Below are 22,812 nucleotides of genomic sequence, written 5' to 3' on the forward strand. Positions count from 1 at the left end.
TGGCGCGTGCCTGCTTCACCCGCTGGCCCAGTGTTCTTGATGCGGATCAGAGTGTCGCCGTGTTCAGAACCAGGCGCGTGTAAGGGGCAGCGTTCGTGCGGCAACACGATGTCACAGCCCCTTCCGAGATTTCCCGACCCTTGAACCTGTTTATTTGGACAGATCCTGCGCAAGCATGAGAGCGTTGCCGTCCGGATCGTAGAAGGTTGCGGTGCTGACCATGCCTTCGATGGTTTCTGTTGCCCCGTCGAATTTGACCCCCGCTTTTTCCAGTGCGCTGCGGGCAACCGCGATATCGGCCACACCGAACACGGGAACCGTGTTTCCCGGCGCTGGTTCAGACTGTTCGCCCAGGCCCAGGGTCACGCCTTCGGTTCGGGTTGCCATCTCGCTCCAGCCAGCTTCGTCCATATGGAAGAGCAATTCGAAGCCGAGGTTTGCCGCATACCAGTCGGCACTTGCATGCCTGTCGCGAACAGAGAGGGCGAGGGTGATCGTGTTATCCAGTGAAACGACAGACATGAGACTTCCTTATGTAGCAAAAGTATAGTAGCTATAAAACATGGATATGCAGCTTCTTGTCAACCTCACGTCCAAGGCCTGGTCCCTGAAAATTCTGGCTCAGTTGCATGCAGGCCTTCCCGGGCGCCAAGCTCCGTTGATTGCGGCAACAGGGGCAAGCCGCAGTTCTTTTTCGGCAAGCCTTGACCATCTGTTCCTGCTTGGGCTTCTGGAGCGAAACCCCGGCCACGGCCATCCTCTGCGGCCGGAGTTTCGGCTGACGGAAACAGGCAAGGTGGCTGCTGGCATGGCGAGCCGGATCGAGGAGATCGTTCCCGATGAGGATGCTTTTGCTGTTTTGAGACGAAGCTGGACGGTGCCGATCCTTGCCGTGACCGGGAGCCCGAGCCGGTTTACGGCGATCAAGTCCGGCCTCGGACCGGTCACGGATCGGGCCTTGTCGAAGTCCCTTGGTGTTCTGGAAGATCAGGAGTGGTTGAGGCGGGATATCGACCTGTCACAGCGTACGCCTTTCCCGGTCTATCACGCTGTGAATGCGGGGCTGCAAATCAATCAGGCGATCTCCGCAGGCGTCCGCTGACCTGGATGTGAACCAAAGTTCTACCCTTCTGGTTGCATTTTCTGGTCTGGAGGTTGGGTTTTCCCCTCCGTCGTCCACTGCGCAAGTATCTGTTTGAAATCGTTAATTTCAAAATCAATGAATCTGGGCGTGTGATGAGGCCTCATGACTCTTCTGGTTCATTGCAGTTTCCAAGTGTAGCGCTACGCTTGAAGGGTCGCGACGAATCTTGCGAGGCAAGCATGTCCCGGTCAGACGAAGAGAAATGCGGTCGCCTGATGCGCACCGCCTGCACGAATGTCATCGGCTTCTGGCAGCTTTTGCAGGAACCGGACGTTCACAGGATCGATCATGTCAAACGCCTGCAGTATCGGGCCTATATGATCGGCTCCGCCCTCTATCTGGCAGATCTGGTGGTCAGGCACGAACAGGCCCTGATCCATCTTCGCCCGCCGAACGGAGAGCCCGAACTGAGCGAAGAAGCACGACAGTTCCGCGCCATGGTTCACGCCTTTGACGGTGATCATCAGGAGACGCTCGATGCCCGGGCCCTGGTCTTCAGTCAGGCTGTCCAGAGCGCTTTCGCCGACTAGATACGGACACGCTCAAAGACCGAGCGCGGTGACCATCCTGTCAACCGCATCCTCCACCGTGCCGGTGTTTTCAATGCGGATCAGGTTGGCGACGTTTTCCGGCTCCAGGTCGGCGCGGCGCAGCCGCTCCTCGATCTCCCGCCTGGTTTCGCGGCCGCGTGCGGCAAGGCGTTCGGCCAGAATTTCGACCGGTGCGGTGATCAGCAGGACACTTGCATTCCGGTATTTGTCTTCTGCCTGCTTCAACACCTTGCGCGAGCCATTGGCGATCACTGTCTGGCCCGCTTCGATTGCCCGGTCGTAGGTTGCCGGAATGACATAGCCGAGCCCATGGGCTTCCCAGCACAGCGCGACCTTTCCGGCGGCCCTCAGGCTTTCGAACTCCATGCGGGAGAGCGTATCGTGATCCTCGGCGTCGACATCGGCCTGACGTGTAATTGCGCGCCGCGCGAAGTTGACGTCGTTCCGTCCCGACAGGCGCGCTCTCAGCGCGGCCATCAGCGTGTCCTTGCCGGCCCCGCTCGGGCCGACCACAAGAACCATGTGGCCCGGCCCGAGTTTTTCTGTCATGTCGGAAGCAGCCTCAGGCAACCCGCTTGCCCTCGCGCCAGACACCACGCACGATCGGAATGTCGCCAACCATCTTCACCTGAATGAGATCGGCTCTCAGGCCGGGTTCCAGAATGCCGCGATCGTCCAGACCGATGGCCTTTGCAGGCGTTGCCGTGACCATGGCAACTGCCTGTGGCAAGGCAATCGCCTCGACCTCCGCAGCCAGCTGGAACGCGGCCTGCAGCAACGAAATCGGCACATAATCCGAGGAGAGCACATCCAGAACACCTGCTTCAGCGAGCTCCTTTGCCGAGATGTTGCCGGAATGGGATCCGCCGCGCACGACGTTCGGAGCTCCCATCAGAACGGCCATGCCGGCCTCGTGCGACGCCCTGGCAGCTTCCAGTGTGGTCGGAAACTCGGCAATTTTCGTCTCAAGTGAAATCGCCTCGTCCACGTGGGCGGTGGTGGCGTCGTCATGGCTGGCGATGGCGATACCGCGCGACCGGGCGATGGCCGACAGTTGCTTGCGGTTTTCCGGCGCCAGGCTGCTGGCGCGCGCCTGGCGCTTGCGGATGAAATCGTCCATCTGGGCGTCGGTGAAGCCCTTCTTGCCCTGATAGTAGATCTTGTAGGCATCCATCGACACGAACTGGCGCTGTCCGGGTGTGTGGTCCATCAACGAGATCAGCCGTATGCTGTCGTCGTCCTCGAACACCTTGAAGGCGCTGAGCACGTCCGGTGCGGAGACTTCGCAGCGCAAATGGATGAAGTGGTCGGCGCGCAGGCGGTTTTCCCGCTGGCCGGTTTCAATGGCATCCGCAAGCGCGCGCATGTCCGAATAGCCGAGGTCGGCGTCTTCATCCATGCCGACGCGCAGCGCATCGAACACCGTGGTGATGCCAGAGCAGGCGATTTGGGCGTCGTGGGCCTGCACGGCGGAGACCGGGCTCCAGCGCACCTTCGGACGTGGTGCGTAGTGGGTTTCCAGATGGTCGGTGTGCAGCTCGATCAGGCCCGGCAGCAGGAAGTCGCCTTCGCAATCATGGCCGTCGACATCGGTCGGCGATCCGATGCCGGAAATCAGGCCGGCATCATCGACCGTCAGGGACCCGTCGAACACTTCGCCTGCGAGAACCAGAGTGGCATTCTTGAAGACTTTGGGATGCTTGCTCATGCAGTTTCCTCTTGGGAGAGACGCTCGGCCTGGCTGAGGGCGTCGGCAGGGGTGGTGCTGCCGCTCAGTTCAAAAACGGTGTGGACCTTGAACGGCGCGCCCCGCTCAGCTTCGGTGTAAAGCGCAACGTGTTTGCAGAGGCGCTTCTTGCCGGTGACATCCGAAAAGTGCTCGTGGGCGGCATTTGCCAGCCGTTCCATGTCGGTATCGTCTTCCAGCTTGTTGGAGAGGGTCAGGTGGAAGCGGAACTCGTCGAAAATATAGGGATAGCCCCACCTGACGAGATAGGTGTCGTGTTTTTCCGACAGACCGCTCTTGCGGCGCCGTTCCAGGTCTGTCTCGGACAGCGGGGCGCGGAATGGCTCGAACCGGCGCACGCACAAGCTGGCAAACGCGCGCAATGCCGGCTCCTCGGCTTGCGGGGTCAACGCCAGAAAGCGGCCAAGCCGGTTTACGCCGAACCCTTGGACTTCATAAGGTGCGATTTCCCCCGCAAAGCTCCGGCAGGCGTCCAGAAGTCCCGCCTCGGTCTGGTTGGCAGCAAGCGAGAACGGTGCCTTCAAGGTGCCGTGAAATCCATAGCGGCGCGGATCGGTCGTCAGTTCCTGAAACCGGGCCGGTGTCACGCCGGGCAGCTGCGGCTGCGGCAGGGGCGTGCCGGTGAAGGGGTCACGTCCGAGCCAGGAATTTCCGAGCTGCATCAGGCGGTCGTCGGCATCGGCGGCGAAATAGAGAGCGTAGCGCATGAATGGAATCGCGATTTTGAAATGTGGTTCGGCCGGGATGTGGCAGGGCCACATCCTTCAATTTTCTGAGGGAGTGACCTAAAGGCGGGCGGTGACTTTTCTGTGACAGTTTGCGCCCGCCTGCAAGCCTTTCCTCGTTTCGCGTGTCAGGCGGCCGCCTCCGCGCTGAACCCGGTCACGTCGATGATGCGGTCGGCGATCTCCTCCCGAACGTCCTGATCATGCAGGATGCCGACCATGGCGACGCCCTGTGTCTTCTTCTCTTCCACCAGGCGGACAACCACGGCCCGGTTGGCCGCATCGAGAGAGGCGGTTGGCTCATCCAGCAGCAGGATCGGATAGTGGGCAATGAAGCCCCGGGCGATGTTGACGCGCTGCTGCTCGCCACCGGAGAAGGTGGCCGGCGGCAGGGTCCACAGGCGCTCCGGCACATTCAGTCGCGACAGCAGGGAGCGTGCCTTGTCGACACCTTCTTCCTCGCTGGTGCCCTGGGCGATCAACGGTTCGGCGACCACATCTTCTGCCGATACACGCGGAATGGTGCGCAGGAACTGGCTGACGTAGCCGATCGTGTCTTCGCGCAGGCGCAGAACCTTGCGTGGCTCGGCCCCGGCAATGTTCACGATTTCATCGCCGACGGTCACCAGGATCTGGCCCTCGTCACAGCGGTAGTTACCGTAGATCATCTTGAGGATCGAGCTTTTGCCGGCACCGGAAGGGCCGCCAAGCACGACACATTCCCCGGAATTGACCGAGAATTCGACCTTCTCGACCACGGGAATGACGGTTCCGCCCTGCAGGTGCATGGTGAAGGACTTGCCGACATTGTTGAGATAGAGGCGTACGGGCATTTCGGTCCTCATACCTGGAGAATGGAAGAAACGAGCAGCTGGGTGTAGGGCTCGCGCGGGTCGTCGAGCACCTGGTCCGTCAGGCCGCTTTCGATGACATTGCCATGGCGCATCACCATGATCCGGTGCGACAACAGCCGGGCAACCGCAAGATCGTGGGTGACGATCACCACAGACAGACCGAGGTCGGCCACCAGACGGCGCAGCAGGTCCAGAAGGCGGGCCTGCACGGAGACATCCAGGCCGCCGGTCGGCTCGTCCATGAAAACCAGCCGCGGTCTTGTGACGAGGTTGCGGGCGATCTGCAGGCGCTGACGCATGCCACCGGAGAAGGAACGCGGGTCGTCGTCGATGCGGTCACTGTCGATTTCCACCCGTCCCAGCCAGTCGTCGGCGGTGGAGCGGATGTTGCCGTAGTGGCGTTCGCCAACCGCCATCAGCCGTTCGCCAACGTTGGCACCGGCGGAGACGTTCATGCGCAGGCCATCGGCGGCGTTCTGGTGCACGAAGCCCCAGTCGGTGCGCATCAGGAGGCGGCGTTCGGCCTCGGTCAGCTGGTAGAGATTGCGCATCGTGCCGTCGCGCATGCGGTATTCGATGGCGCCGGCCGTCGGCGCGAGCCGTGTCGACAGGCAGTTGAGCAGTGTGGTCTTGCCGGAGCCGCTTTCGCCGACAATGGCCAGCACTTCGCCGGGCCACAGATCGAAGGAGACATCGGCGCAGCCGATGCGGTCTCCATAGTAGCGGGTGACGTTGTGAACCTGCAGCAGCGGGTCCGTGGATGGAAAGGCGTTCATCGGACGGTCTCCTCTGCCTGGGTGGCACCGAACTGGTGTGCCGCAGGATCGGCCGCCATCGGGCCCAGATGGCCGTCCGCGCGCCGTTCCTCGCAATAGTCGCTGTCGGAGCAGACGAACATGCGTCCGCCCTTGTCATCCAGGATGACCTCGTCAAGGTAGACATTCTCCGCGCCGCACAGGCCGCAGGGCTTGTCGAATTTCTGCACCTCGAACGGGTAATCCTCGAAGTCGAGGCTCTTCACCTTGGTGTAGGGTGGAATGGCGTAGATGCGTTTCTCACGCCCGGCGCCGTAAAGCTGCAGCGCGGCCATCTGGTCGATCTTCGGATTGTCGAATTTCGGCGTCGGCGAAGGATCCATCACGTAGCGGTCGTTGACCTTCACCGGGTAGGCGTAGGTGGTGGCGATGTGGCCGTTCTTGGCGATGTCCTCGTAAAGCTTCACGTGCATGAGGCCGTAATCCTCGAGCGCATGCATCTTCCGGGTTTCGGTCTCACGCGGCTCCAGGAAACGCAGGGGTTCGGGGATCGGCACCTGAAAGACCAGGATCTGATCCTCACGCAGGGTCTTTTCCGGAATCCGGTGGCGGGTCTGGATGACGCTGGCCTCAGAAGTCTCGTAGGTGGTGCGTACACCGGCGGTCTTCTCGAAGAAACCGCGCAGGGACACAGCGTTGGTGGTGTCGTCGGAGCCCTGGTCGATCATCTTCAGGCAATCGTCCTTGCCCAGAATTGCTGCCGTCACCTGCACCCCGCCGGTGCCCCAGCCATAGGGCATCGGCATCTCGCGGGAGGCGAAAGGCACCTGGTAACCCGGAATGGCGATGCCCTTCAGGATGGCCCGGCGGATCATGCGCTTGGTCTGCTCGTCCAGATAGGCGAAGTTGTATTCGCCCTGTTCAAAAATCTGAGCCGTGTCGTTCATTCTGCGGCCTCCTGGGCAGTACTGCCCTCTTCTTCTTCCTGGCGGCGTTTTTCGAACCATTCGCCGCGCATGCGGCGCACGAGGTCCAGTTCAGCCTGGAAATCGACGTAATGCGGCAACTTCAGGTGCTCGACGAAGCCGGTCGCCTGGATGTTGTCGGAATGGGACAGGACAAATTCGACGTCCTGGGCCGGGGCGGATGGTTCCTCACCCAGTTCCTGCCAGCGCATGGACCGGTCGACCATGGCCATGGACATGGCCTTTCTCTCCACCTGACCGAAGACGAGACCGTAGCCGCGGGTGAAGGTTGGGGCCGTCTTGGTGGAGCCCTTGAACTGGTTGACCATCTGGCACTCGGTCACCTTGATGGTGCCAAGCGTGACGGCAAAGCCGAGCTCCTCGGCAAAGAACTCCACCTCCACTTCGCCATAGCGGATCTCGCCGGCAAAGGGGTGCGTGCGGCCGTAGCCGCGTTGTGTGGAATAGGCCAGGGCCAGCAGGAAACCTTCGTCGCCGCGGGCAAGGTTCTGCAGGCGCAGGTCCCGGTCTGCGGGGAAGGACAGAGGTTCGCGGGTCAGGTCGCCGACGGGGGCGTCCTCGTCGGTCACCGGGTCCGGCTCCATCAGACCTTCGTCGCCAAGCAGATCGGTGACGCGCGGCATGCTGTCGTCTTCAACGCGGGCGGTTTCGACCGGCTTTTCGAGGCCGTCCTCCCCGGCGGCCAGCGCGAAGTCCAGAAGGCGGTGGCTGTAATCGAAGGTCGGGCCCAGCACCTGGCCACCGGGCAGATCCTTGTAGGTGGCCGAGACGCGCCGTTCCACCAGCATTTTCGCGGTGTCGACCGGCTGGCTGTAGCCGAAGCGCGGCAGGGTCGTGCGGTAGGCACGCATCAGGAAAGCGGCCTCGATCAGGTCACCGCGCGCCTGCTTGATGGCAAGCGCAGCCAGAGTCTCGTCGTAGAGCGAGCCTTCACCCATGACACGGGCAACCGAATGGGACAGCTGCTGGGCAATCTGCTCCAGTGTCAGCGAGGGAACGGAGGTGTCGCCCCGGCGGCGCTTGGCCATGAGCTTGTGGGCGTTGCGGATGGCCTTCTCGCCACCCTTTACGGCTACATACATGGGTCAGGCCTCCGCTTTGAGAATGCGGGTGGAACGGGGCAGGGCACACAGCGCGTCCTGGCCGGCAAAGACCAGATCGATGCCCCGGGGAAACTGGCTGTTGTTGGCGATCACCTGGTCCCAGAACACCGGCGGAACCGGGCCAGAGGCAAAGGAAACCGTGTCCTTGATGCCCGGGCCGCTGAATGTGACCGCCGGGTTTGCGCCAAAGTCCTGACCGGTCAGGATCACCGTGGTCGACCGGTCCGGATACTCGGCGGAGCCCTGGTTGAAGCTTGCCAGCGGGATCATGCTCACAGGTGCGCTGACCAGCGCGAAGGCCGCTTCCACCGGTTCGGCGACGATCGGGCAGCCGGTGTGGAAACGCAGGAAGGTTTTCACCGCTTCCGAGGCCATCAGCGGCTTGTCGAGCCAGATCGGCGTATCATAGTCGAACAGGGTCAGGGCGATGGCGGCAGCCACCTGCGTCAGCGGTGCGGGCGGCTTCAGGTTGCCGGCATTAATCGCCTGCCGTGTGCCCGGGCGGGCCATGGCGTTCATGATGGCGCGGAAGCAGCCCTGCGCATCGTGAACCGGATCCTGAAAACCCGCGGCCAGCGGGGCGGCGGCGGTTGCGTTTGCTGCGCTCATCAGTTGTCTCCCCGCACCATGGTGAAGAAGTTGACCTTGGTGGCCTCGGTTTCCTCGCGGACGGTTTCCTTTGCGCCTGCCTGGGCTTCGGCCAGCGGTGCGATGATGTCCGCCTCGATGCGGTCCTGCATCGCCGGGCGCTGCCACAAGGCGTCGATCACGGCAGATTGCAGCACCTTCTGCTTGTTGCGGCCAAGGCTATAGGCGTTGCCGGTTTCACCGGTTTCCAGCCGGACGACGCAGCGGGTAACGGTGACCTCGCCCAGGTTGAACGGGCTGCCGGTGCCGCCCATGCGGCCACGCACCATCACCAGACCGGTTTCGGGCTGGCGCACCAGTTCATAGCTCTGGGGAGGAAGGGCGTTGAATTTTTCCGCAACGGCTTCGGCAGAGGCCGCGGCAAGTGTCGCGATGACTTTCTGGCGGGCGCCAACAGCGGCGCCTGCTTCGGTGTCCAGGGAGGAAGCGGTGGAAGAGGTATCTGTCATGAAGCGCGCCTTTTGGGTTGGGCGGTTCTTCGGAAAGTGTTCGAAAACACCCTTGTCCTAGAATCGATTTGTCTATTTGTCTAGACAAATAATCCGGTTGACTCTTTGGTACCGAAATTTGATGACGGGCTCATGACGACGAACAGCACTCTCGACCGCAGCGCCGGAATTGCGGTGTGGCGCCAGATCATGGAAACGCTGAAGGCGGAAATCGTGAGCGGCGCCTTTGAAAAAGGCAGTCGCCTGCCGCCGGAATCCGAACTGGCGGCCCGGTTCGGCGTCAACCGGCACACGGTGCGCCGGGCGATCGCCGCCCTGACCTCGGATGGCATTCTGCGGGCCGACCAGGGCCGCGGCACCTTTGTCGCCTCTGCCCCACTCAGCTATCCCATCGGCCCGCGCACGCGCTTTTCTGAAATCGTTTCGGGACAGCTCAGGGCGCCGTCAGGCCGGTTGATCGGCTCGGCAGTCGAAGAGGCCGACGCCCTCCTGGCGCATCAGCTTGGCGTGCCGCTCGGCACGGTGCTTATTCGCGTGGAAACCCTGCGCGTTGCCGACGGTGTGCCGATGATCGCAGCGACGAGCTGGTTCGAACAGTCGCGCGTGCCCAATTTCGTTGCCGACTATGCGGATACCGGGTCGATCACATCGGCCCTGAAACGCGCCGGCATCTCGGATTATCGCCGCAAGGAAACCCGGATCACCGCGGAACTGGTGGAAACCCGCGATGCCCAGCAGCTTGGCCTGGCGCTGGGCCAGCCGGTGATAGTGATGGAAAGCGTCAACCTGGACATGACCGGCAAGCCCCTCCAATACACCCGCGCCCGCGTTGCTGCCGACCGCATGCAGCTTGTGGTCAACGGCGAGGTTTGAGCGCAGCCGTCGCCGGGCACATTCCAGAACCGTCCGGGCCAAACCCTGCAAATCGAGGGTGCTTGCCCATTTTGGCAGGTGCCTCCAACTAGGCCGCGCCTTCGGTGTCAGCTGCTGCGCCGCCATGCTCCGGGTGATGTTCCAGCCATCTTCTTGAAGGCGCGGGAAAACGCCGCCTCCGACCGGTAGCCCACGCTCCAGGCAACGTCCGCAATCGACGATCTGCTGTCACGCAGGCGGCGCGCGGCGAGCTGGAGACGCCAGGAGGTAACATACTGCATCGGCCCCTGGCCCATTTTGCCGGCAAATCGCTCGGCCAGAACCGTGCGCGAGGTGTTGACGTGGCGGGCAAGGCTCTTCAGCGTCCAGTCGGCCGCCGGGTCGGCATGAATGGCTGCAATTGCCGCGCCCGCAACGGGATCGGAGAGTGCGGCCAGCCAGCCTTCACAGGCCGGTGTCTGGGACAGCACGTGGCGGCGCAGGGTTTCGATGAAGATCAGCTCACACAAATGCAGGCGCACGCTGCGGCTGCCGGGTTGGTCTGACCGGATCTCCGTCCGGGCGATCTCGATCAGTTTGCGCAGGCTGTCGTCGGTGCCGCTGTCAGGCCGGATCAGAAGTCGGTGTTCAAGCTTTGCCAGGACCGGATTGAAGGGTTTGGCGTCGCAGGCCAGGAAGCCGCACAGGAACAGGGCTCTTGGCTCGCCGCCGCCACCTTCCGGGATGATGTTCGGCAGGCGTCCGGAGGCCAGGTTTCTGAAGAAATCCACCACTTCGCCCGGGCTGAACTCGGGCGGTGTGCCTGCGGCACTTTCCATGCGATAGGCATCGCCCTGCGGGAAGACGAGAATGTCGCCGCGATCGAAACGGACTGGGGCTTCGCCTGGAATGGAGGCGAGCCCGGAGCCTTCAAGAACGACATGATAGGACAGCACATGCTGCCCGGGATCCGTCAGGATCGCACGATAGGCATCCGTGTGGGGAATATCGACGCACCAGGGGTCGCTCGCGTCCACCAGAAACATCAGCGCCCCGGACAGGCGAATGAGGTTCAGGGCATCGGCGAGAGGGTCCTCTGCCGATCCGGACCTGGCGACCGACACTGTTTCTGCCCCGGTTGCGGGGGCAGAACTTGCGGACGGTGGAGCATGGAGCGCGGACATGTCCAAGCTTACCATTTCCAGGCAGAGGTTAGAAATCAACGGAAGGACATGCCGCCATGGCTGCATTCGTGTTTTTCGACGTGAAGGAAATTCTGGATCCGGAACTGCTCGGCGCCTACCGGAGCAAGGTTTTTGAGACCGTTGAACATTTCGGGGGGCGCTACCGTGTCCTTGGTGAAATGGACAGGGTCCTGGAAGGCGACTGGAAGCCAAACATTCCGGTGCTGATCGAGTTTCCCGACAGCCAGACCGCCCGCGCCTGGTACGAGTCCGATCTATATGCACCGCTGAAGAATGACAGGATCGCCGCCGCCCGCTGCGATGCGGTGATGCTCGGCGGGTACGAGCACAGTCCGGGTGCATGAGGAAGCAAGTCGTTGTGGTTCCGGCCTTGCCGGGGTCCGTGGGGTGAGATTTTCGTGGGAAAGCGGCCACCCGAACGGTAGTGCGACTGGTTAAGGCGGATGTGGCCGGTGAGTTCGGGACGAGAGGTCCTGCTCACTTGGAGGCCACATCCCCTTGCTGAAAGTCGATCAGGACTCCGGCAGCTTCGCCGGGTCGAAGTCGCACATCTCGGCAGCCTTGGCCAGGCTCTCGTTGAAACCGACAGGAGAGAAACGGCCGTAGAGCCATGTCTCGCCCAGGCTTTCCCGTTCGACAGAAATGTCGACCGAGGATTGCGCGTTCGCCACTGCGACGATCATTTCCTTCACGAAGCCGGACGTCATCGAGAGCTTGTACGGGGCCTGCACGCCGACAGGGAACATTTCCTCGCCCAGCCAGATGTCCTCTTCGTCGATCGTGATCTCAACCAGGTCTGTCTCGGCCCAGGGATCCTCTTCATTCTCGGTATAGGGCGCGTATTCGTAGGTGAACCCGGCGTTATAGCCTTTGACATCGAAGCTGAACTGCAACGAGCCCGACGTGTCGCGCGCGGCAATATTGTTGTAGACGAGGCAGGTCTCGCCGATCCTGGCTGCCTGCCAATCGCCACTGCTGAATGCCACAGCGCTCACGCTTGTTGCCGGCAGCAAAGCCAGCATCGAGACAAAAGCTCTAAATTTCATTCCAAGGTTCCTCAAATGCATTTTGATTTGCGGACGCCAGCCCCTCGCTGCCCCGCCAATACGGCACGTGCTCGAAACGTCACCGTCGCCCGGTGATGTGACACATGCTTATTGTTGACTAGATGCGAACTTTATCAAGTACAAGGCAAATATACGTTTTTCCGACCAACTGGTGGCGCTTCGGTTTCGAAGTCAGGGTGCCAGGCGGGTGGCCAGCTGGTGGGAAGCGGGCTCGTGATCTTGCCGGTGTCGCAAAGTTTTTACAGGTTTTGGGTGAGGGCGGGGACAGGGTTGGAAAGGGCTGCCTTACACTCCTGCGAACCAGCCCACCGGCGATGCCCTCGGGCGATGCTCAGTTTCCCAGATAGGCGGCGAGCTCATCGGGAGTTCCCTGCGGAAAGGCCTCCTTCAGGTGATCGAGGAACGCGGACACACGCGCGCTCAGCAGCCGCCGTGTCGGATAGAGCGTCCAGAGTGCGATTTCCGGTCCTTCCACATCGCCCCAGTGCACCAGTGAGCCGTTTGCGAGCTCGCGGCTCACGAGCGATACGGGAAGTCGTGCCGCACCCACACCCATGCGCACTGCATCCTTGACCATGATGAGTGACGAGAGGCTCAAGACGGGGTTGACGGTCATTTTCAGTCGTCCCGTCGAGGTCGTCAGGTTCCAGGCTTCGTCTTGGCGAACCGGCCCGCGAACCACGGCGGGAACAGTCAATCCGTCTGTCGGCGGGGTCAGGTCGGGGCTTGCCACGACCACCAGACGGTCGCGAAGGAACACCCGTCCAACAAGGCTCTCATCCGGATCCGGGTTGACACGGATCACAAGATCATACGCCTCCTCGATCATATCGACAGACCGGTCCTCGGTCGTGACCTCCAGTTGAACGTCCGGATATTTGAGCGCAAACCCGGCGGCAAGTTTCCCCATTGCTGTCTGAGAGAAGAGCAAAGGTGCGCTGATCCGCAGGCAGCCCCGCGGATGTTGACCGCCCGAGGCGATTGCCGCAGTCGTCTCGTCAAGCTCGGTGAGGAGCTGACTGGTCCGCTCGAACAGGGCTCGTCCTTCCTCGGTCAGCTTCATGGCGCGTGTGCCGCGCTCGAACAGCCGAAGGTCCAGGCTCGCCTCCAGCTCACTTACCCGTCGGGAGAGCGTTGCCTTTGGGCGCCCGGCTGCGCGCGAGGCTTTGCCGAAGCCGCCGTGGCGGGCGACCAGGTTGAAATCGGCGAGAGCGAGAAGGTCCATTATCGTTCCATGTATGAGACGGTCCGTCCAAATATATCGTCTACCGGCAAAAATGTGGATCACTAATTTAAGGTCAGCCAAACGGCTCAACCCAAGGAGAGACCCACATGACCATTCTTGTAACCGGTGCGACCGGCAATGTCGGAAGCAACGTCGTCGAACAGCTCGTCAACCGCGGCGCAAGCGTGCGAGCCCTGGTCCGCGACCCGTCGAAGGCGAACTTTCCGGATGGTGTCGATGTCGTGAAAGGCGATCTGCTTGACGTGGACTCGTTACGAGACGCTTTCTCCGGCGTTTCCACTCTGTTTCTGCTGAACGGCGTGGTGGCTGACGAATTCACCCAGGCATTGATCGCTCTGAACGTTGCCCGCGACGCAGGTGTCGAGCGGATTGTCTACCTGTCAGTGATCCACAGCGATATCTACTTGAATGTGCCCCACTTCGCAGGCAAGTTCGGCGTCGAGCGGATGATCGAGCAGATGGGGTTCAACGCCACCATCCTGCGCCCGGCCTATTACATGGACAATGAAATCACGATCAAGGACGTGGTCACCAGCTACGGCATCTATCCGATGCCGATTGGCGGCAAGGGCCTCGCGATGATCGACGCGCGCGATATCGGCGAGATTGCCGCTGTCGAGCTCATCCGCCGCGACCAGTCGGCCTCACCGCTGCCGCTCACTCGGATCAACCTGATTGGCCCGGATACGTTGACCGGTGCAAGCGCTGCTGCCGTCTGGAGCGATGTGCTGGACCGCACGATTTTCTATCCGGGTGACGATACCGCCGGGTTCGAGCAGAATCTGCGCCATTTCATGCCGGGGTGGATGGCCTACGACATGCGTCTGATGGCCGAGCGTTTCCTGACCGACGGCATGTTGCCTGAGGCTGGCGATGTGGACCGGCTGACCACGCTGCTAGGCCGACCGCTGCGCACTTACCGCGATTACGTTGCACAGATCGCCGGCTGACGCTGATCCGTCCTCACGACAAGGAATACCAGCATGATCTATTCATCCGCCACCGTTCCGGTGAACCCGGTAGGTGAGCCCGTGCTCACCCGTGACCAGGTCTGGAAGGGCCTCGAACTCAAGGCTCGCGACGCCCGTTTCTTCCTTCCGCCGGGGCTTTGCACCCGCTGCGATGTCAGTGAGCAAGGTGATGCGCATTTCGTGCGTGAGGCCACGATCGCCGGTGCAGATCTGCGCGAGATCATCACGCTCGAGCCGCAACGCAAGGTCACCTTCTTCCAGGCGACCGGCCCGCGTGAAGGCGCCATCGTGAACGAGCTGTTCGAGGACGAAGGCGGCGCGCTTCAGCTCAAGTTCTACTGCTACCTAGGACTGCGCGACAAGACACCGAACGGACCTGAGGAACAGGCCGAGCAGGCACAGTTTGATAGTGACGAGGGCTACAAACTCGCTCTGGTTTCGACACTGAGGCGAACCCGCGAGTTGCTTGCCGACGGCAAGCTCTGATCAGCGCTCCAGACTCGCGCAGCACCCTGCAATCATCGTATGGCATTGAGGTCACTGAAGTCACTGAAGTATCAGGCCCTGTCATTGCAACACGGCAGGGCCTTGAACACCTTCGCGGTGGATCAGGTCAAGGCAGCCAGCGCTTCTGCATGCAGGGCGGCGTTGGCCGCGGCGATGACCTGTCCGTCCGAGTGCAGGCCCAGAGCTTCACCCTTCCAGTCGGTGATCACGCCTCCCGCACCCTCGATCACCGGAACGAGCGCCATGTAATCGTAAGGATGCAGGTTCATTTCGAACACAAGATCGCAGTGCCCCGACGCCAGCAGACCGTAGCCGTAGCAATCTCCCCCGAAGCGGCGCATGGCGACTTTTCGTGAGAGCGCCTCGAATTTGGCACTTCCCGCAGCGTCGAACGTGTCAGGTGTCGTCGTGTAAAGGATCGCGTCGGCCAGCCGCGTCCGGTTGCTGGTGTGGCAGGGCGCACCATCGAACGTCGATGGCTTGCCGCGCTGACCCGTCCAGCGTTCGCCGGTCGGCGGTATCGAGATGATGCCGAGCTCCGGCGTCCCGTTGAAAAGGCAGGCAATCAGGGTGCCGAAGGTCGGCATCCCGGAAACGAAACTCTTTGTCCCGTCGATCGGGTCCAGCACCCAAACGTAATCTGCATCCAGGCGGGCGTCATCGTGCTCTTCGCCGAGGATGCCGTGAGCCGGGAAGCGCTGGACGATACGTTCACGCATGGCCGCCTCGATGGCGCGGTCGGCCTGCGTGACCGGGGAGAGGTCGGCTTTTTGCTCCACGTCCAGAGGCTTGCGGAAATAGGTCATCGCCATGGCGTCGGTCACGTCGGCGAGCCCGCCGGCAAAACGCGCCAGCATCTCCGTTTCGGGCGGCGTCGTGGAGCTCTGCATGAATTTTCCTTGTCTGCGGGGGCTGGCAACGATGTTTGGCCAGCAAATTAACTGTAGACAAAAGCCACAAAAATGCAAGACTACACAAATATCCCCAGAACCGCGACCAGAGGACGCGGCAATAAAAAAGGGTCTCGGGAGGATCCGATCCGGGGCAGCTACTGGCACACGAATACGTGGATCAACAAGGAGAGACGACAATGAAGACCTGGACGAAATTCACCTTGGCTTCGCTGTTTGCCGTCGGCATGACGGCAACAGCCTCTGCCGACGAAATCACCGTCTACACAGCGCTTGAGGAAGAAGAGATCGCGGCCTATGTCGAGGCCGCCCAGAAGGCGATGCCTGATACCGAGATCAATGTGCTGCGCCTGTCCACGGGCAAGCTGGGCGCGCGTCTTCTGGCGGAAGCGGGCAACCCGCAGGCCGACGTGATCTGGGGATGGGCCGTCAGCGCCATGATGGACCCCCAGATTCTCGAAATGCTGGAACCCTACGCAGCCAAAGGCGTCGATGTTCTGCCTGCCTCCTTCCGTGGTGAAGACGGCAAATGGTTTGCTCCGATCGGCTACATGGGGGCGTTTTGCGTGAACACGGCACGGCTTGAGGAAAAGGGCCTGCCGATGCCCAAGAGCTGGAAGGATCTGGAGAACCCGGACTTCAAGGGCGAAGTCCTGATGCCGGATCCGAATTCTTCAGGGACCGGATATCTGCACGTCAATGCAGTGCTGCAAGCCATGGGTGAAGAGGCCGGTTGGGCGCAGCTGGAAGCCGTCGACCCGAACATGGCACAATATACCTCGTCCGGATCCAAGCCTTGCAAGTCCGCGCGCGTCGGCGAATACACCGTCGGCATTTCGCTGGCATTCACCGCGATGCAGTCCATCGAGGAAGGCTATCCGCTGGCCATGGTCTTCCCAGAGGAAGGTGTTGGATATGAACTGGAAGCCTCCGGCCTGATGGCCAGCTCCGACAACAAGGACGCGGCAAAAGCTTTTCTTGACTGGACAATGTCGGACGAGGCAATCGACCTCTACCAGCAGTACAAGGCGTTGATCACGGTTCCGGGTGTCGATGCTTCCGAGGCGGCCGAAAAAGCGGGCCTGCCGGCTGACATTTCGACCGTTCTGGCGGATATCGACTTCGTCACTGCGGCCAAGAACCAGACGGACGTGAAGGCCACCTGGAAGGAAAAGCTGGGCCGTTGATAGTGCGCGCGGCGGCTCCGGCCGCCGCCAGCAGTGCGCGGGGCTTCGCTGGAGACCCGCGCCCCACTTTGACAGGAGACCTGACCCGCCGTGTATCTGACTGTCCGCAACGCCACCAAGACCTTCGGGTCCTTCAAAGCGCTCGACGACGTCTCGATCGAGATCGATCGACGGGAATTCGTTTGTCTGCTGGGTCCGTCCGGCTGTGGCAAGACGACGCTCCTGCGGCTGATCGCAGGGCTTTCTGAGCTGAACGGCGGCGAAATCCTCCTGGAGGGGACGGCGCTTTCCAACCTTCCCGCACGCAAGCGGGGCTTCGGGATCGTGTTCCAGTCCTACTCGCTCTTTCCCAACATGACAGTGGCCGAGAACATCGGCTACGGGCTGAAGATCCGCGGCACGCCGCGGTCGGAGATTTCACGGCGCGTCACGGAACTGCTGGAGCTGGTGAAGTTGCCGCAAGTCGCCGGCAAGTTCCCCGGTCAGCTGTCCGGCGGACAGCAGCAGCGGATCGCGTTGGCACGGGCAATCGCCGTCGATCCGCGCGTTTTGCTGCTGGACGAACCCCTTTCGGCGCTGGACGCGAAGGTTCGGGCAGAGCTTCGCAGCGAGATCCGCCACGTTCAGCGCTCGCTCGGCATTCCAACCCTGATGGTGACGCACGACCAGGAAGAGGCGCTGGCGCTGGCGGACAAGATCATCTGCATGAACCATGGCGTGGTGGTGCAGGCCGGCACGCCGGAAGATCTCTACCACCGTCCGGCGACGCGCTTTGTCGCGGACTTCATGGGGATCAGCAATCTCGTCTCTGCCGATCCGATCCGCCGTGAATTCCCCGATCTGATGGCACAGCGGCCTGAAGGAACGGACGCGCGACATGTTGCCTGCATTCGACCGGAACAGATTGGCCTGACCCCGGCGCAGGACGGCAACGCCACCGTGCGCAGTATCAGCTTTCTCGGCAATCTGCGGCGGCTTGAGGTCGACAGCTCAATCGGGCCGCTGGTTGTCGAGACGCACGGCCACAATACCTGTCACGAGGGCGAGCGCGTGAACCTGAGCATTCCACCGGAGGCCTGCACCTGGGTGGCCGACGACATGGCCCACCAGCCGGCCGAGACCGCCGTATGAGCGGAGTGGAACCGATGGTCACGTCTGCGCGCAGACAACCGGATGCGGACCGGCTGCTGACGCTTGTCTGCGTGGGGCTGCCGCTGCTTGGGCTTGTCCTGTTCTTTCTCTACCCGATGGTGATCGTGTTCCTGCGGTCCCTGACGGTTGACGATGGTTACGGTCTTGCCAACTACACGCGGGTTCTGGGGTCGACCGGATTCTGGCGTGCGACCGAACATTCCCTGATCATGGGGGCCGCCACGACGGTCCTCAGCGTCTTCCTGGGTTTCATCATCGCGCACGGGCTCTATCGCTGTGCTTTCCCGGGCAAGTGGCTGATCCGCGGCGTGATTGTCCTGCCGCTTCTCGCCCCCTCCCTTGTACAGGCGCTCGGGCTGATATTCCTTCTGGGGCGCAACGGCGTTATCAGCCGTGCCCTTGGTGTCGAGATCGAAATCTACGGCTTCTGGGGTCTGCTGATCGCCAACACCCTCTACGCTCTGCCACAGGCGGTGATGATCATCGGCGCGGCGCTGGTTCTTCTGGACGCGCGTGTTTACGAAGCGGCGGAAGTGATGGGCGCCTCGCCGTCACGCCAGTTTCGCGACCTGACGCTGCCAGCGGCCCGCTTCGGAATCCTGAACGCTGCCTTTGTCTGCTTTACAATCACGATCACCGATTTCGGCAACGCGGCGGTGATCGGCGGGGACTACTCGGTTCTGGCAACCGAAATCTACTCCCAGGTCGTAGGTCAGCGGAACTTCAATATGGGTGCCGTGGTCGGCATCATGCTGTTGTTGCCGACGGTGATTTCCTACGCCATCGAGCGTCAGGCGATGAAGCGGCAACAGGTCGGACAGGTGACTGGCCAAGTGCCGTATCGGCCGTCCTTTGCGCCAGTGCGCGACCCGGTCATGGCGTCCCTGTCGCTTTTGATCTGCGCGGGCATCGTCGCGGTTATCGGCATCGTCGTCTACGCAAGCTTTGTCACCCTGTGGCCCTACAACATGACGCTGTCGGTCAAGCACTACGACATCACGCTGGCCGGGGGGTATTCCTCGCTCTGGATGACCATCGTGATATCGCTCATGGCGGCATCGGGAGGCTCGCTTGCGGTCTTCCTCCTGTGCCTCGGGCTGCGCCGCCTTCCGCGCGGTGTGGCCCAGCCCATTCAGATGCTCGCCGCCATGCCGGCCGCAGTCCCAGGGATGGTACTGGGGCTCGCCTATATCCTGACTTTCAATTCAACGACGACACCGCTCTACCTTCTCTATGGTACGGCGGCCCTCATCGCGATCGTCAACTTCTACCACTACCACACGCAGGGCTTTCTGACGGTGATGACCGGTTTTCGCCAGTTGCCCCGGGCGCTCGAGGAAGCGGCGGACAGCCTTGGAGCCGGCATGGCACGGACAGCGGTCGATATCGTTGCGCCGTTCATAGCCCCCATGCTCGTCTCGGTGTTCTTCTTCCTTTTCATGCGGTCTATGGTGACCCTGTCGGCGGTCGTCTTCCTCACCACGCCTGACCTGAGCGTTGCGGCGGTCACCATCATGCGGCTGGACGATGCCGGTCTGACATCACAGGCGGCCGCCTTTTCCACCTGCGTGATGGCAGTCGTCAGCATCGCGCTTCTGAGTATGAAGGGAACGCTGACGTTGATGGGACGGCGTAACCGGATCACGAGGCCGGTCTGATGTGGGCAAAGGAACGTCACCGGCGCATCCTGTCCATGCTGAGCGCGAGCCAGCAGGTGAGTGCCAACGACCTTGCGCAGATGCTGAATGTCTCTCGCGAGACGGTGCGCCGAGACCTGCTGGATCTGGAGGAAGCTGGGCGGGTCAGCCGCGTGCATGGCGGGGCGGTATTGCCCGAGCCCCGTTCAGAGGAGCCTTTCCGCCAGCGGATGACGACACAGATCCGTGCCAAGTCCGAGATTGCCCGAAAGGCGGCCGGGCTGATCCAGCCTGGACAGACGATCCTGGTGGATGCAGGCACGACCACTGCCATATTCGCGCGGGAACTGGTGAAACTGTCGGGCCTGTCCGTGATTACCAATTCCCTCGACATAGCCACCACGCTGCAGGGAGCCGGCAAGGACGTGCTGCTGCTTGGTGGCCGAATGGCCGCCGACGTTCCGGCGACGGTGGGCGAACTCACCCTGTCCGAAATCCGCCGTTTCCGTGTCGACCTTTGCTTCTCTGCCCCGGTCGCGGTGCATCCGACCAAGGGCGCGTTCTTCTACGACCTGCAGGAAGCGGAGATCGCCATTGCCATGGCAGCCCAGGCCTCGCAGTCGGTGATCCTGGCCGACCAGAGCAAGCTTGGTAAAACCAGCCGGGTTCAATCCTGGGAAGCTGGGGAGATGAGCACACTCGTGACAAACAAGGCAGCGCCTGCGGAGCAGATAGCGGCTTTCCGTCAATCCGATGTCGATGTCCTGAACTGAGAACCCGAAGACGCTCCATAAGCGAGGCCGGCTTGCTCGTTGCTGTGCAAGATTTCGATCCTCGCAGCTGGTTCCTTCAACTGGTGCGGCCTCTGATAGTCGGATTCCACCAGCCACAGCACATTCGCCACAAGGCCAGCCTCGTTCATGCCGTCGGTCGTGGAAATATCGTAGCCCGAAGCAATGACGCTGCCATGTTTCGACGTCCACTCCAGGGAACTCGCCCCCTCCTCGCCGTTGCGTTTCATGCCGCGCGGGAACAGCCACAGGTTCGTGCCGACGTCGGTCTTCCAGTCCATCGAGCGGGCGGTGATCACCTGCTCGCTGGCGCCCAGATAGACCACCCGGGTGCAGACATCCGCAAGGCGTGGCGCAAAGAGGCCGAACGAGGTGATGGCCAGGGCGCAGGCTGCCGTCATTGTGGCCTCGCCGATTTTCATGCGCCGTCTCCTTTGCAGTCTGCCAATAGGCGGTGCAGAGCCGCATCGGCACAACTTTTGATATAGGGCCGACCAGGTGTGACGCTGTCAAGACAGGTCGGCGTTTGTGTTCTGGTTCGTGCGGTAAACGGAAATGGCCCGCAGTGGCGACACCACGGGCCACGGGCAAGGTGAGTGAAATCCGCCCGGTCAGAGCGTACGGAACAGGTTGACCGTGAAACAGGCAAGCCCGGCAGCGACTGCGATCGCGCCGACCGCGATGACGGGTTCCGCCGCCGAGTGGCCGAGTGAATAGGCGGCCAGCGCCGCCATCATCACCGGCAGGCCGAGCGCATGAAGCCAGACGTGCAGGCGGGCAAACCTGTTTTCCGCCATGGCCGGGATTGCGATGTAGATCATGCCCGTAAGGGCCAGGGTTACCCAGCCGAGCAGGTTGGTGTGCACATGCACAGGAGAGAGCGTGTGGTCGTGGCTTGCCGCCATGACAATGCCGAGCACCAGCCCAAGCAGCATCCAGAGAGTGGCAAGCCTGAACAGCCAGGCGGCCAGGGTGGGAATGCGGGTCGTCAAGTCTTTGGTCCTTTCAGGGAGCGGTCTGCGCCTGCCGGCACAGGGGTGTGATGCCGGTGGTGGTTGCCGGCGTTACAGGGAAATGTGATCCGGAGTGCCAAGGGAACGCTCCGGGTGAAACTGATGTCAGCGAAGCAAGTCGTCAGACCTTCCAGGCCATCCGCAGCCTTTCGCGTATGTCGCTCAGTCTGTCTTCCGGTTCGTTGGCGAACACGAACCGGAGGTATCTGTCGGCGATGTTCTTGCTGCCCCATCCGGTCATCGGCGTTGCGGCGATCCGCCCCTTTTCGAACAGCAACCGCGAAGCCTCCGCAGGAGACAAGCCAAGTTCGGCCGTGTCGATCAGCAATGACCAACCGCCGTCCGGCCGCACGACAGGCAGATCCGAGAGCTCCCGCAAGATGATGTCCCGGCGTCCTTTCCAGGTTGCGGTGGCAGTGGCGACGCCATCGTCTTTCGCGGTTATTGCGGCCGCGGCTCCCGGCATTGCAATACCGACCTGGCAGACCACGTTGGACAGGCTGACCAGGCCGATGTCTGGCATGATAGATGTCGGCCCAACGATCCAGCCGACCCGCCAGCCGATCATCCGGTACTCCTTGGAAACGCAGCCGACCGTTATCGTGCGCTCGGCCAGGCCGTCGAGGCTGGCCGGATGGATCACGGAGTCGCCGGTATAAAGGATCCGTTCCATGGCGGCATCGTGCAGCAGAAAGGCGCCCGTTCTCCTCACGACATCCGCGATGGCGTTCCATTCCTCTGCTGTATGAACGATGCCGGTCGGCATGGACGGGCTCATGGTCAGCACGGCCCTGGTCCTGGGACTGGCTGCGCGGTGAAGCTCCTCACAATCGAGCCGCCAGCCGCCGTCCACTACCATCAGCGGAACGAGTTTCGGAACGCCGCCGGCCAGCCGGATACGGTTGAGCAAACCGGCATAGGCAGGATCGGTGATGATCACTTCGTCTCCCGGTTCGAGGATCGCCAGGAGGGCATTGAGGATGCCGGACAGGCCGCCCGCCGAAATGACGCATTGGGTTTTCCAGTCGTAGGACTGACCGCTTGTGGCCGATATCCGGGCAGTTGCTGCCCTGCGGATGTCGTCGGTCCCCAGAAACGGCAGATAGCTGTTGGCATCATCCCGGCCGATGGCGGCCCGCGTTGCCTCCAGTGCCTCCTGAGGCGGGCGGAGGTCGGTGTCGAGGTTCTCCAGCCGAAGCATGTCGGATTTGCCGGCGTCATCGGCCGCCTGCCCCATCCTGTCCACGCCAATGCCTGGAATGTCCTTCAATCGTGTGACTGTCATCGAAGTCCTCATTTTGTATCCAAATC

The 22,812-nt window shown here is 61.9% G+C and carries 26 protein-coding genes and 1 pseudogene; 10 read left to right on the top strand and 17 right to left on the bottom strand.

Translation table 11 applies throughout. The features are described from left to right. Positions 1-150: 150 nt before the first annotated feature. Complete coding sequence (locus ACYQ54_RS19655) at positions 151-522, bottom strand: VOC family protein (protein WP_460085615.1); 372 nt, start codon at positions 520-522, stop codon at positions 151-153. Positions 523-568: 46 nt separating this feature from the next. Between ACYQ54_RS19655 and ACYQ54_RS19660 the strand changes: the two genes are divergently transcribed. Together ACYQ54_RS19660 and ACYQ54_RS19665 are read left to right on the top strand one after the other, a co-directional pair. Continuing rightward, the gene (locus ACYQ54_RS19660; RefSeq protein ID WP_460085616.1) at positions 569-1,102 is read left to right on the top strand and encodes a winged helix-turn-helix transcriptional regulator; all 534 of its coding nucleotides are present in this window, start codon (positions 569-571) and stop codon (positions 1,100-1,102) included. A gap of 221 nt (positions 1,103-1,323) precedes the next feature. After that, positions 1,324-1,674, top strand: a complete 351-nt coding sequence (locus ACYQ54_RS19665; protein ID WP_460085618.1) for a hypothetical protein — start codon at positions 1,324-1,326, stop codon at positions 1,672-1,674. 12 nt (positions 1,675-1,686) lie between these two features. On the opposite strand, the gene phnN is transcribed toward ACYQ54_RS19665, so the two are convergent. The 9 genes from phnN to phnG all read right to left on the bottom strand — a co-directional run bounded on the left by phnN (position 1,687) and on the right by phnG (position 8,962). Further along, complete coding sequence (gene phnN / locus ACYQ54_RS19670; protein ID WP_460085619.1) at positions 1,687-2,244, bottom strand: phosphonate metabolism protein/1,5-bisphosphokinase (PRPP-forming) PhnN; 558 nt, start codon at positions 2,242-2,244, stop codon at positions 1,687-1,689. Between the two features lie 13 nt (positions 2,245-2,257). Beyond that, positions 2,258-3,403: an alpha-D-ribose 1-methylphosphonate 5-triphosphate diphosphatase gene (locus ACYQ54_RS19675; RefSeq protein WP_460085621.1), complete on the bottom strand. Its 1,146-nt coding sequence runs from the start codon at positions 3,401-3,403 to the stop codon at positions 2,258-2,260. After that, positions 3,400-4,149: a DUF1045 domain-containing protein gene (locus ACYQ54_RS19680; protein WP_460085622.1), complete on the bottom strand. Its 750-nt coding sequence runs from the start codon at positions 4,147-4,149 to the stop codon at positions 3,400-3,402. Before ACYQ54_RS19680 ends, ACYQ54_RS19675 begins: the two co-directional genes overlap by 4 nt. A 146-nt stretch (positions 4,150-4,295) precedes the next feature. After that, positions 4,296-5,000 (bottom strand): phosphonate C-P lyase system protein PhnL, encoded by a 705-nt coding sequence (gene phnL, locus ACYQ54_RS19685; protein ID WP_460085623.1) that lies wholly within the window; start codon positions 4,998-5,000, stop codon positions 4,296-4,298. Between the two features lie 8 nt (positions 5,001-5,008). Continuing rightward, positions 5,009-5,797: a phosphonate C-P lyase system protein PhnK gene (gene phnK, locus ACYQ54_RS19690; RefSeq protein ID WP_229005202.1), complete on the bottom strand. Its 789-nt coding sequence runs from the start codon at positions 5,795-5,797 to the stop codon at positions 5,009-5,011. Continuing rightward, positions 5,794-6,723: an alpha-D-ribose 1-methylphosphonate 5-phosphate C-P-lyase PhnJ gene (locus ACYQ54_RS19695; RefSeq protein WP_460085624.1), complete on the bottom strand. Its 930-nt coding sequence runs from the start codon at positions 6,721-6,723 to the stop codon at positions 5,794-5,796. Before ACYQ54_RS19695 ends, phnK begins: the two co-directional genes overlap by 4 nt. Next, on the bottom strand, positions 6,720-7,844 hold the full coding sequence (locus ACYQ54_RS19700; RefSeq protein WP_460085625.1) for a carbon-phosphorus lyase complex subunit: 1,125 nt from the start codon (positions 7,842-7,844) through the stop codon (positions 6,720-6,722). The genes ACYQ54_RS19695 and ACYQ54_RS19700 overlap by 4 nt, the downstream gene beginning before the upstream one ends. A 3-nt stretch (positions 7,845-7,847) precedes the next feature. Continuing rightward, positions 7,848-8,474 (bottom strand): phosphonate C-P lyase system protein PhnH, encoded by a 627-nt coding sequence (phnH, locus tag ACYQ54_RS19705; protein ID WP_460085627.1) that lies wholly within the window; start codon positions 8,472-8,474, stop codon positions 7,848-7,850. After that, complete coding sequence (phnG, locus tag ACYQ54_RS19710; protein WP_460085628.1) at positions 8,474-8,962, bottom strand: phosphonate C-P lyase system protein PhnG; 489 nt, start codon at positions 8,960-8,962, stop codon at positions 8,474-8,476. Before phnG ends, phnH begins: the two co-directional genes overlap by 1 nt. Positions 8,963-9,094: 132 nt before the next feature. Here phnG and phnF point away from each other — a divergent pair, with 132 nt between their 5' ends. Further along, positions 9,095-9,835 (top strand): phosphonate metabolism transcriptional regulator PhnF, encoded by a 741-nt coding sequence (phnF, locus tag ACYQ54_RS19715; RefSeq protein WP_460085630.1) that lies wholly within the window; start codon positions 9,095-9,097, stop codon positions 9,833-9,835. A 107-nt stretch (positions 9,836-9,942) separates the two neighbouring features. Here phnF and ACYQ54_RS19720 read toward each other — a convergent pair whose 3' ends face one another. Further along, a complete protein-coding gene (locus tag ACYQ54_RS19720; protein ID WP_460085631.1) occupies positions 9,943-10,998 on the bottom strand; it encodes an AraC family transcriptional regulator in 1,056 nt (351 codons plus the stop codon). A 56-nt stretch (positions 10,999-11,054) separates the two neighbouring features. Between ACYQ54_RS19720 and ACYQ54_RS19725 the strand changes: the two genes are divergently transcribed. Continuing rightward, positions 11,055-11,363, top strand: a complete 309-nt coding sequence (locus tag ACYQ54_RS19725; protein ID WP_460085633.1) for a DUF1330 domain-containing protein — start codon at positions 11,055-11,057, stop codon at positions 11,361-11,363. Between the two features lie 168 nt (positions 11,364-11,531). On the opposite strand, the gene ACYQ54_RS19730 is transcribed toward ACYQ54_RS19725, so the two are convergent. Both ACYQ54_RS19730 and ACYQ54_RS19735 read right to left on the bottom strand, forming a co-directional pair. Beyond that, complete coding sequence (locus tag ACYQ54_RS19730) at positions 11,532-12,065, bottom strand: hypothetical protein (RefSeq protein WP_460085634.1); 534 nt, start codon at positions 12,063-12,065, stop codon at positions 11,532-11,534. Positions 12,066-12,417: 352 nt separating this feature from the next. Continuing rightward, positions 12,418-13,311 (bottom strand): LysR family transcriptional regulator, encoded by an 894-nt coding sequence (locus ACYQ54_RS19735; protein ID WP_460085636.1) that lies wholly within the window; start codon positions 13,309-13,311, stop codon positions 12,418-12,420. 107 nt (positions 13,312-13,418) lie between these two features. On the opposite strand from ACYQ54_RS19735, the gene ACYQ54_RS19740 reads away from it, so the two are divergent. Both ACYQ54_RS19740 and ACYQ54_RS19745 read left to right on the top strand, forming a co-directional pair. After that, complete coding sequence (locus tag ACYQ54_RS19740) at positions 13,419-14,282, top strand: SDR family oxidoreductase (protein WP_460085637.1); 864 nt, start codon at positions 13,419-13,421, stop codon at positions 14,280-14,282. Positions 14,283-14,315: 33 nt separating this feature from the next. After that, positions 14,316-14,789 carry an AtaL-like protein gene (locus ACYQ54_RS19745; protein ID WP_460085639.1) on the top strand — a complete coding sequence of 158 codons (474 nt, stop codon included), beginning with the start codon at positions 14,316-14,318 and terminating at the stop codon, positions 14,787-14,789. 122 nt (positions 14,790-14,911) lie between these two features. On the opposite strand, the gene hisN is transcribed toward ACYQ54_RS19745, so the two are convergent. Beyond that, positions 14,912-15,700 carry a histidinol-phosphatase gene (hisN, locus tag ACYQ54_RS19750; protein WP_460085640.1) on the bottom strand — a complete coding sequence of 263 codons (789 nt, stop codon included), beginning with the start codon at positions 15,698-15,700 and terminating at the stop codon, positions 14,912-14,914. A 200-nt stretch (positions 15,701-15,900) separates the two neighbouring features. Here hisN and ACYQ54_RS19755 point away from each other — a divergent pair, with 200 nt between their 5' ends. The 4 genes from ACYQ54_RS19755 to ACYQ54_RS19770 all read left to right on the top strand — a co-directional run bounded on the left by ACYQ54_RS19755 (position 15,901) and on the right by ACYQ54_RS19770 (position 20,470). Then, positions 15,901-16,908: an ABC transporter substrate-binding protein gene (locus ACYQ54_RS19755; RefSeq protein WP_460085642.1), complete on the top strand. Its 1,008-nt coding sequence runs from the start codon at positions 15,901-15,903 to the stop codon at positions 16,906-16,908. Positions 16,909-16,998: 90 nt separating this feature from the next. Further along, a complete protein-coding gene (locus ACYQ54_RS19760) occupies positions 16,999-18,039 on the top strand; it encodes an ABC transporter ATP-binding protein (protein ID WP_460085643.1) in 1,041 nt (346 codons plus the stop codon). Then, on the top strand, positions 18,036-19,718 hold the full coding sequence (locus tag ACYQ54_RS19765) for an ABC transporter permease subunit (RefSeq protein ID WP_460085644.1): 1,683 nt from the start codon (positions 18,036-18,038) through the stop codon (positions 19,716-19,718). Before ACYQ54_RS19760 ends, ACYQ54_RS19765 begins: the two co-directional genes overlap by 4 nt. Beyond that, on the top strand, positions 19,718-20,470 hold the full coding sequence (locus ACYQ54_RS19770) for a DeoR/GlpR family DNA-binding transcription regulator (RefSeq protein ID WP_460085645.1): 753 nt from the start codon (positions 19,718-19,720) through the stop codon (positions 20,468-20,470). The genes ACYQ54_RS19765 and ACYQ54_RS19770 overlap by 1 nt, the downstream gene beginning before the upstream one ends. 95 nt (positions 20,471-20,565) lie before the next feature. Here the strand turns inward: ACYQ54_RS19770 and ACYQ54_RS19775 are convergent. The 3 genes and pseudogenes from ACYQ54_RS19775 to ACYQ54_RS19785 form a co-directional block, all read right to left on the bottom strand. Further along, positions 20,566-20,889 (bottom strand): annotated as a pseudogene (locus ACYQ54_RS19775) (linear amide C-N hydrolase); the annotation flags it as partial. Between the two features lie 210 nt (positions 20,890-21,099). Further along, the gene (locus tag ACYQ54_RS19780) at positions 21,100-21,480 is read right to left on the bottom strand and encodes a hypothetical protein (protein WP_460085646.1); all 381 of its coding nucleotides are present in this window, start codon (positions 21,478-21,480) and stop codon (positions 21,100-21,102) included. A 142-nt stretch (positions 21,481-21,622) separates the two neighbouring features. Then, positions 21,623-22,786 (bottom strand): pyridoxal phosphate-dependent aminotransferase, encoded by a 1,164-nt coding sequence (locus ACYQ54_RS19785; protein WP_460085647.1) that lies wholly within the window; start codon positions 22,784-22,786, stop codon positions 21,623-21,625. Positions 22,787-22,812: the final 26 nt, after the last annotated feature.

The organism is Roseibium sp. LAB1 (assembly GCF_054658235.1).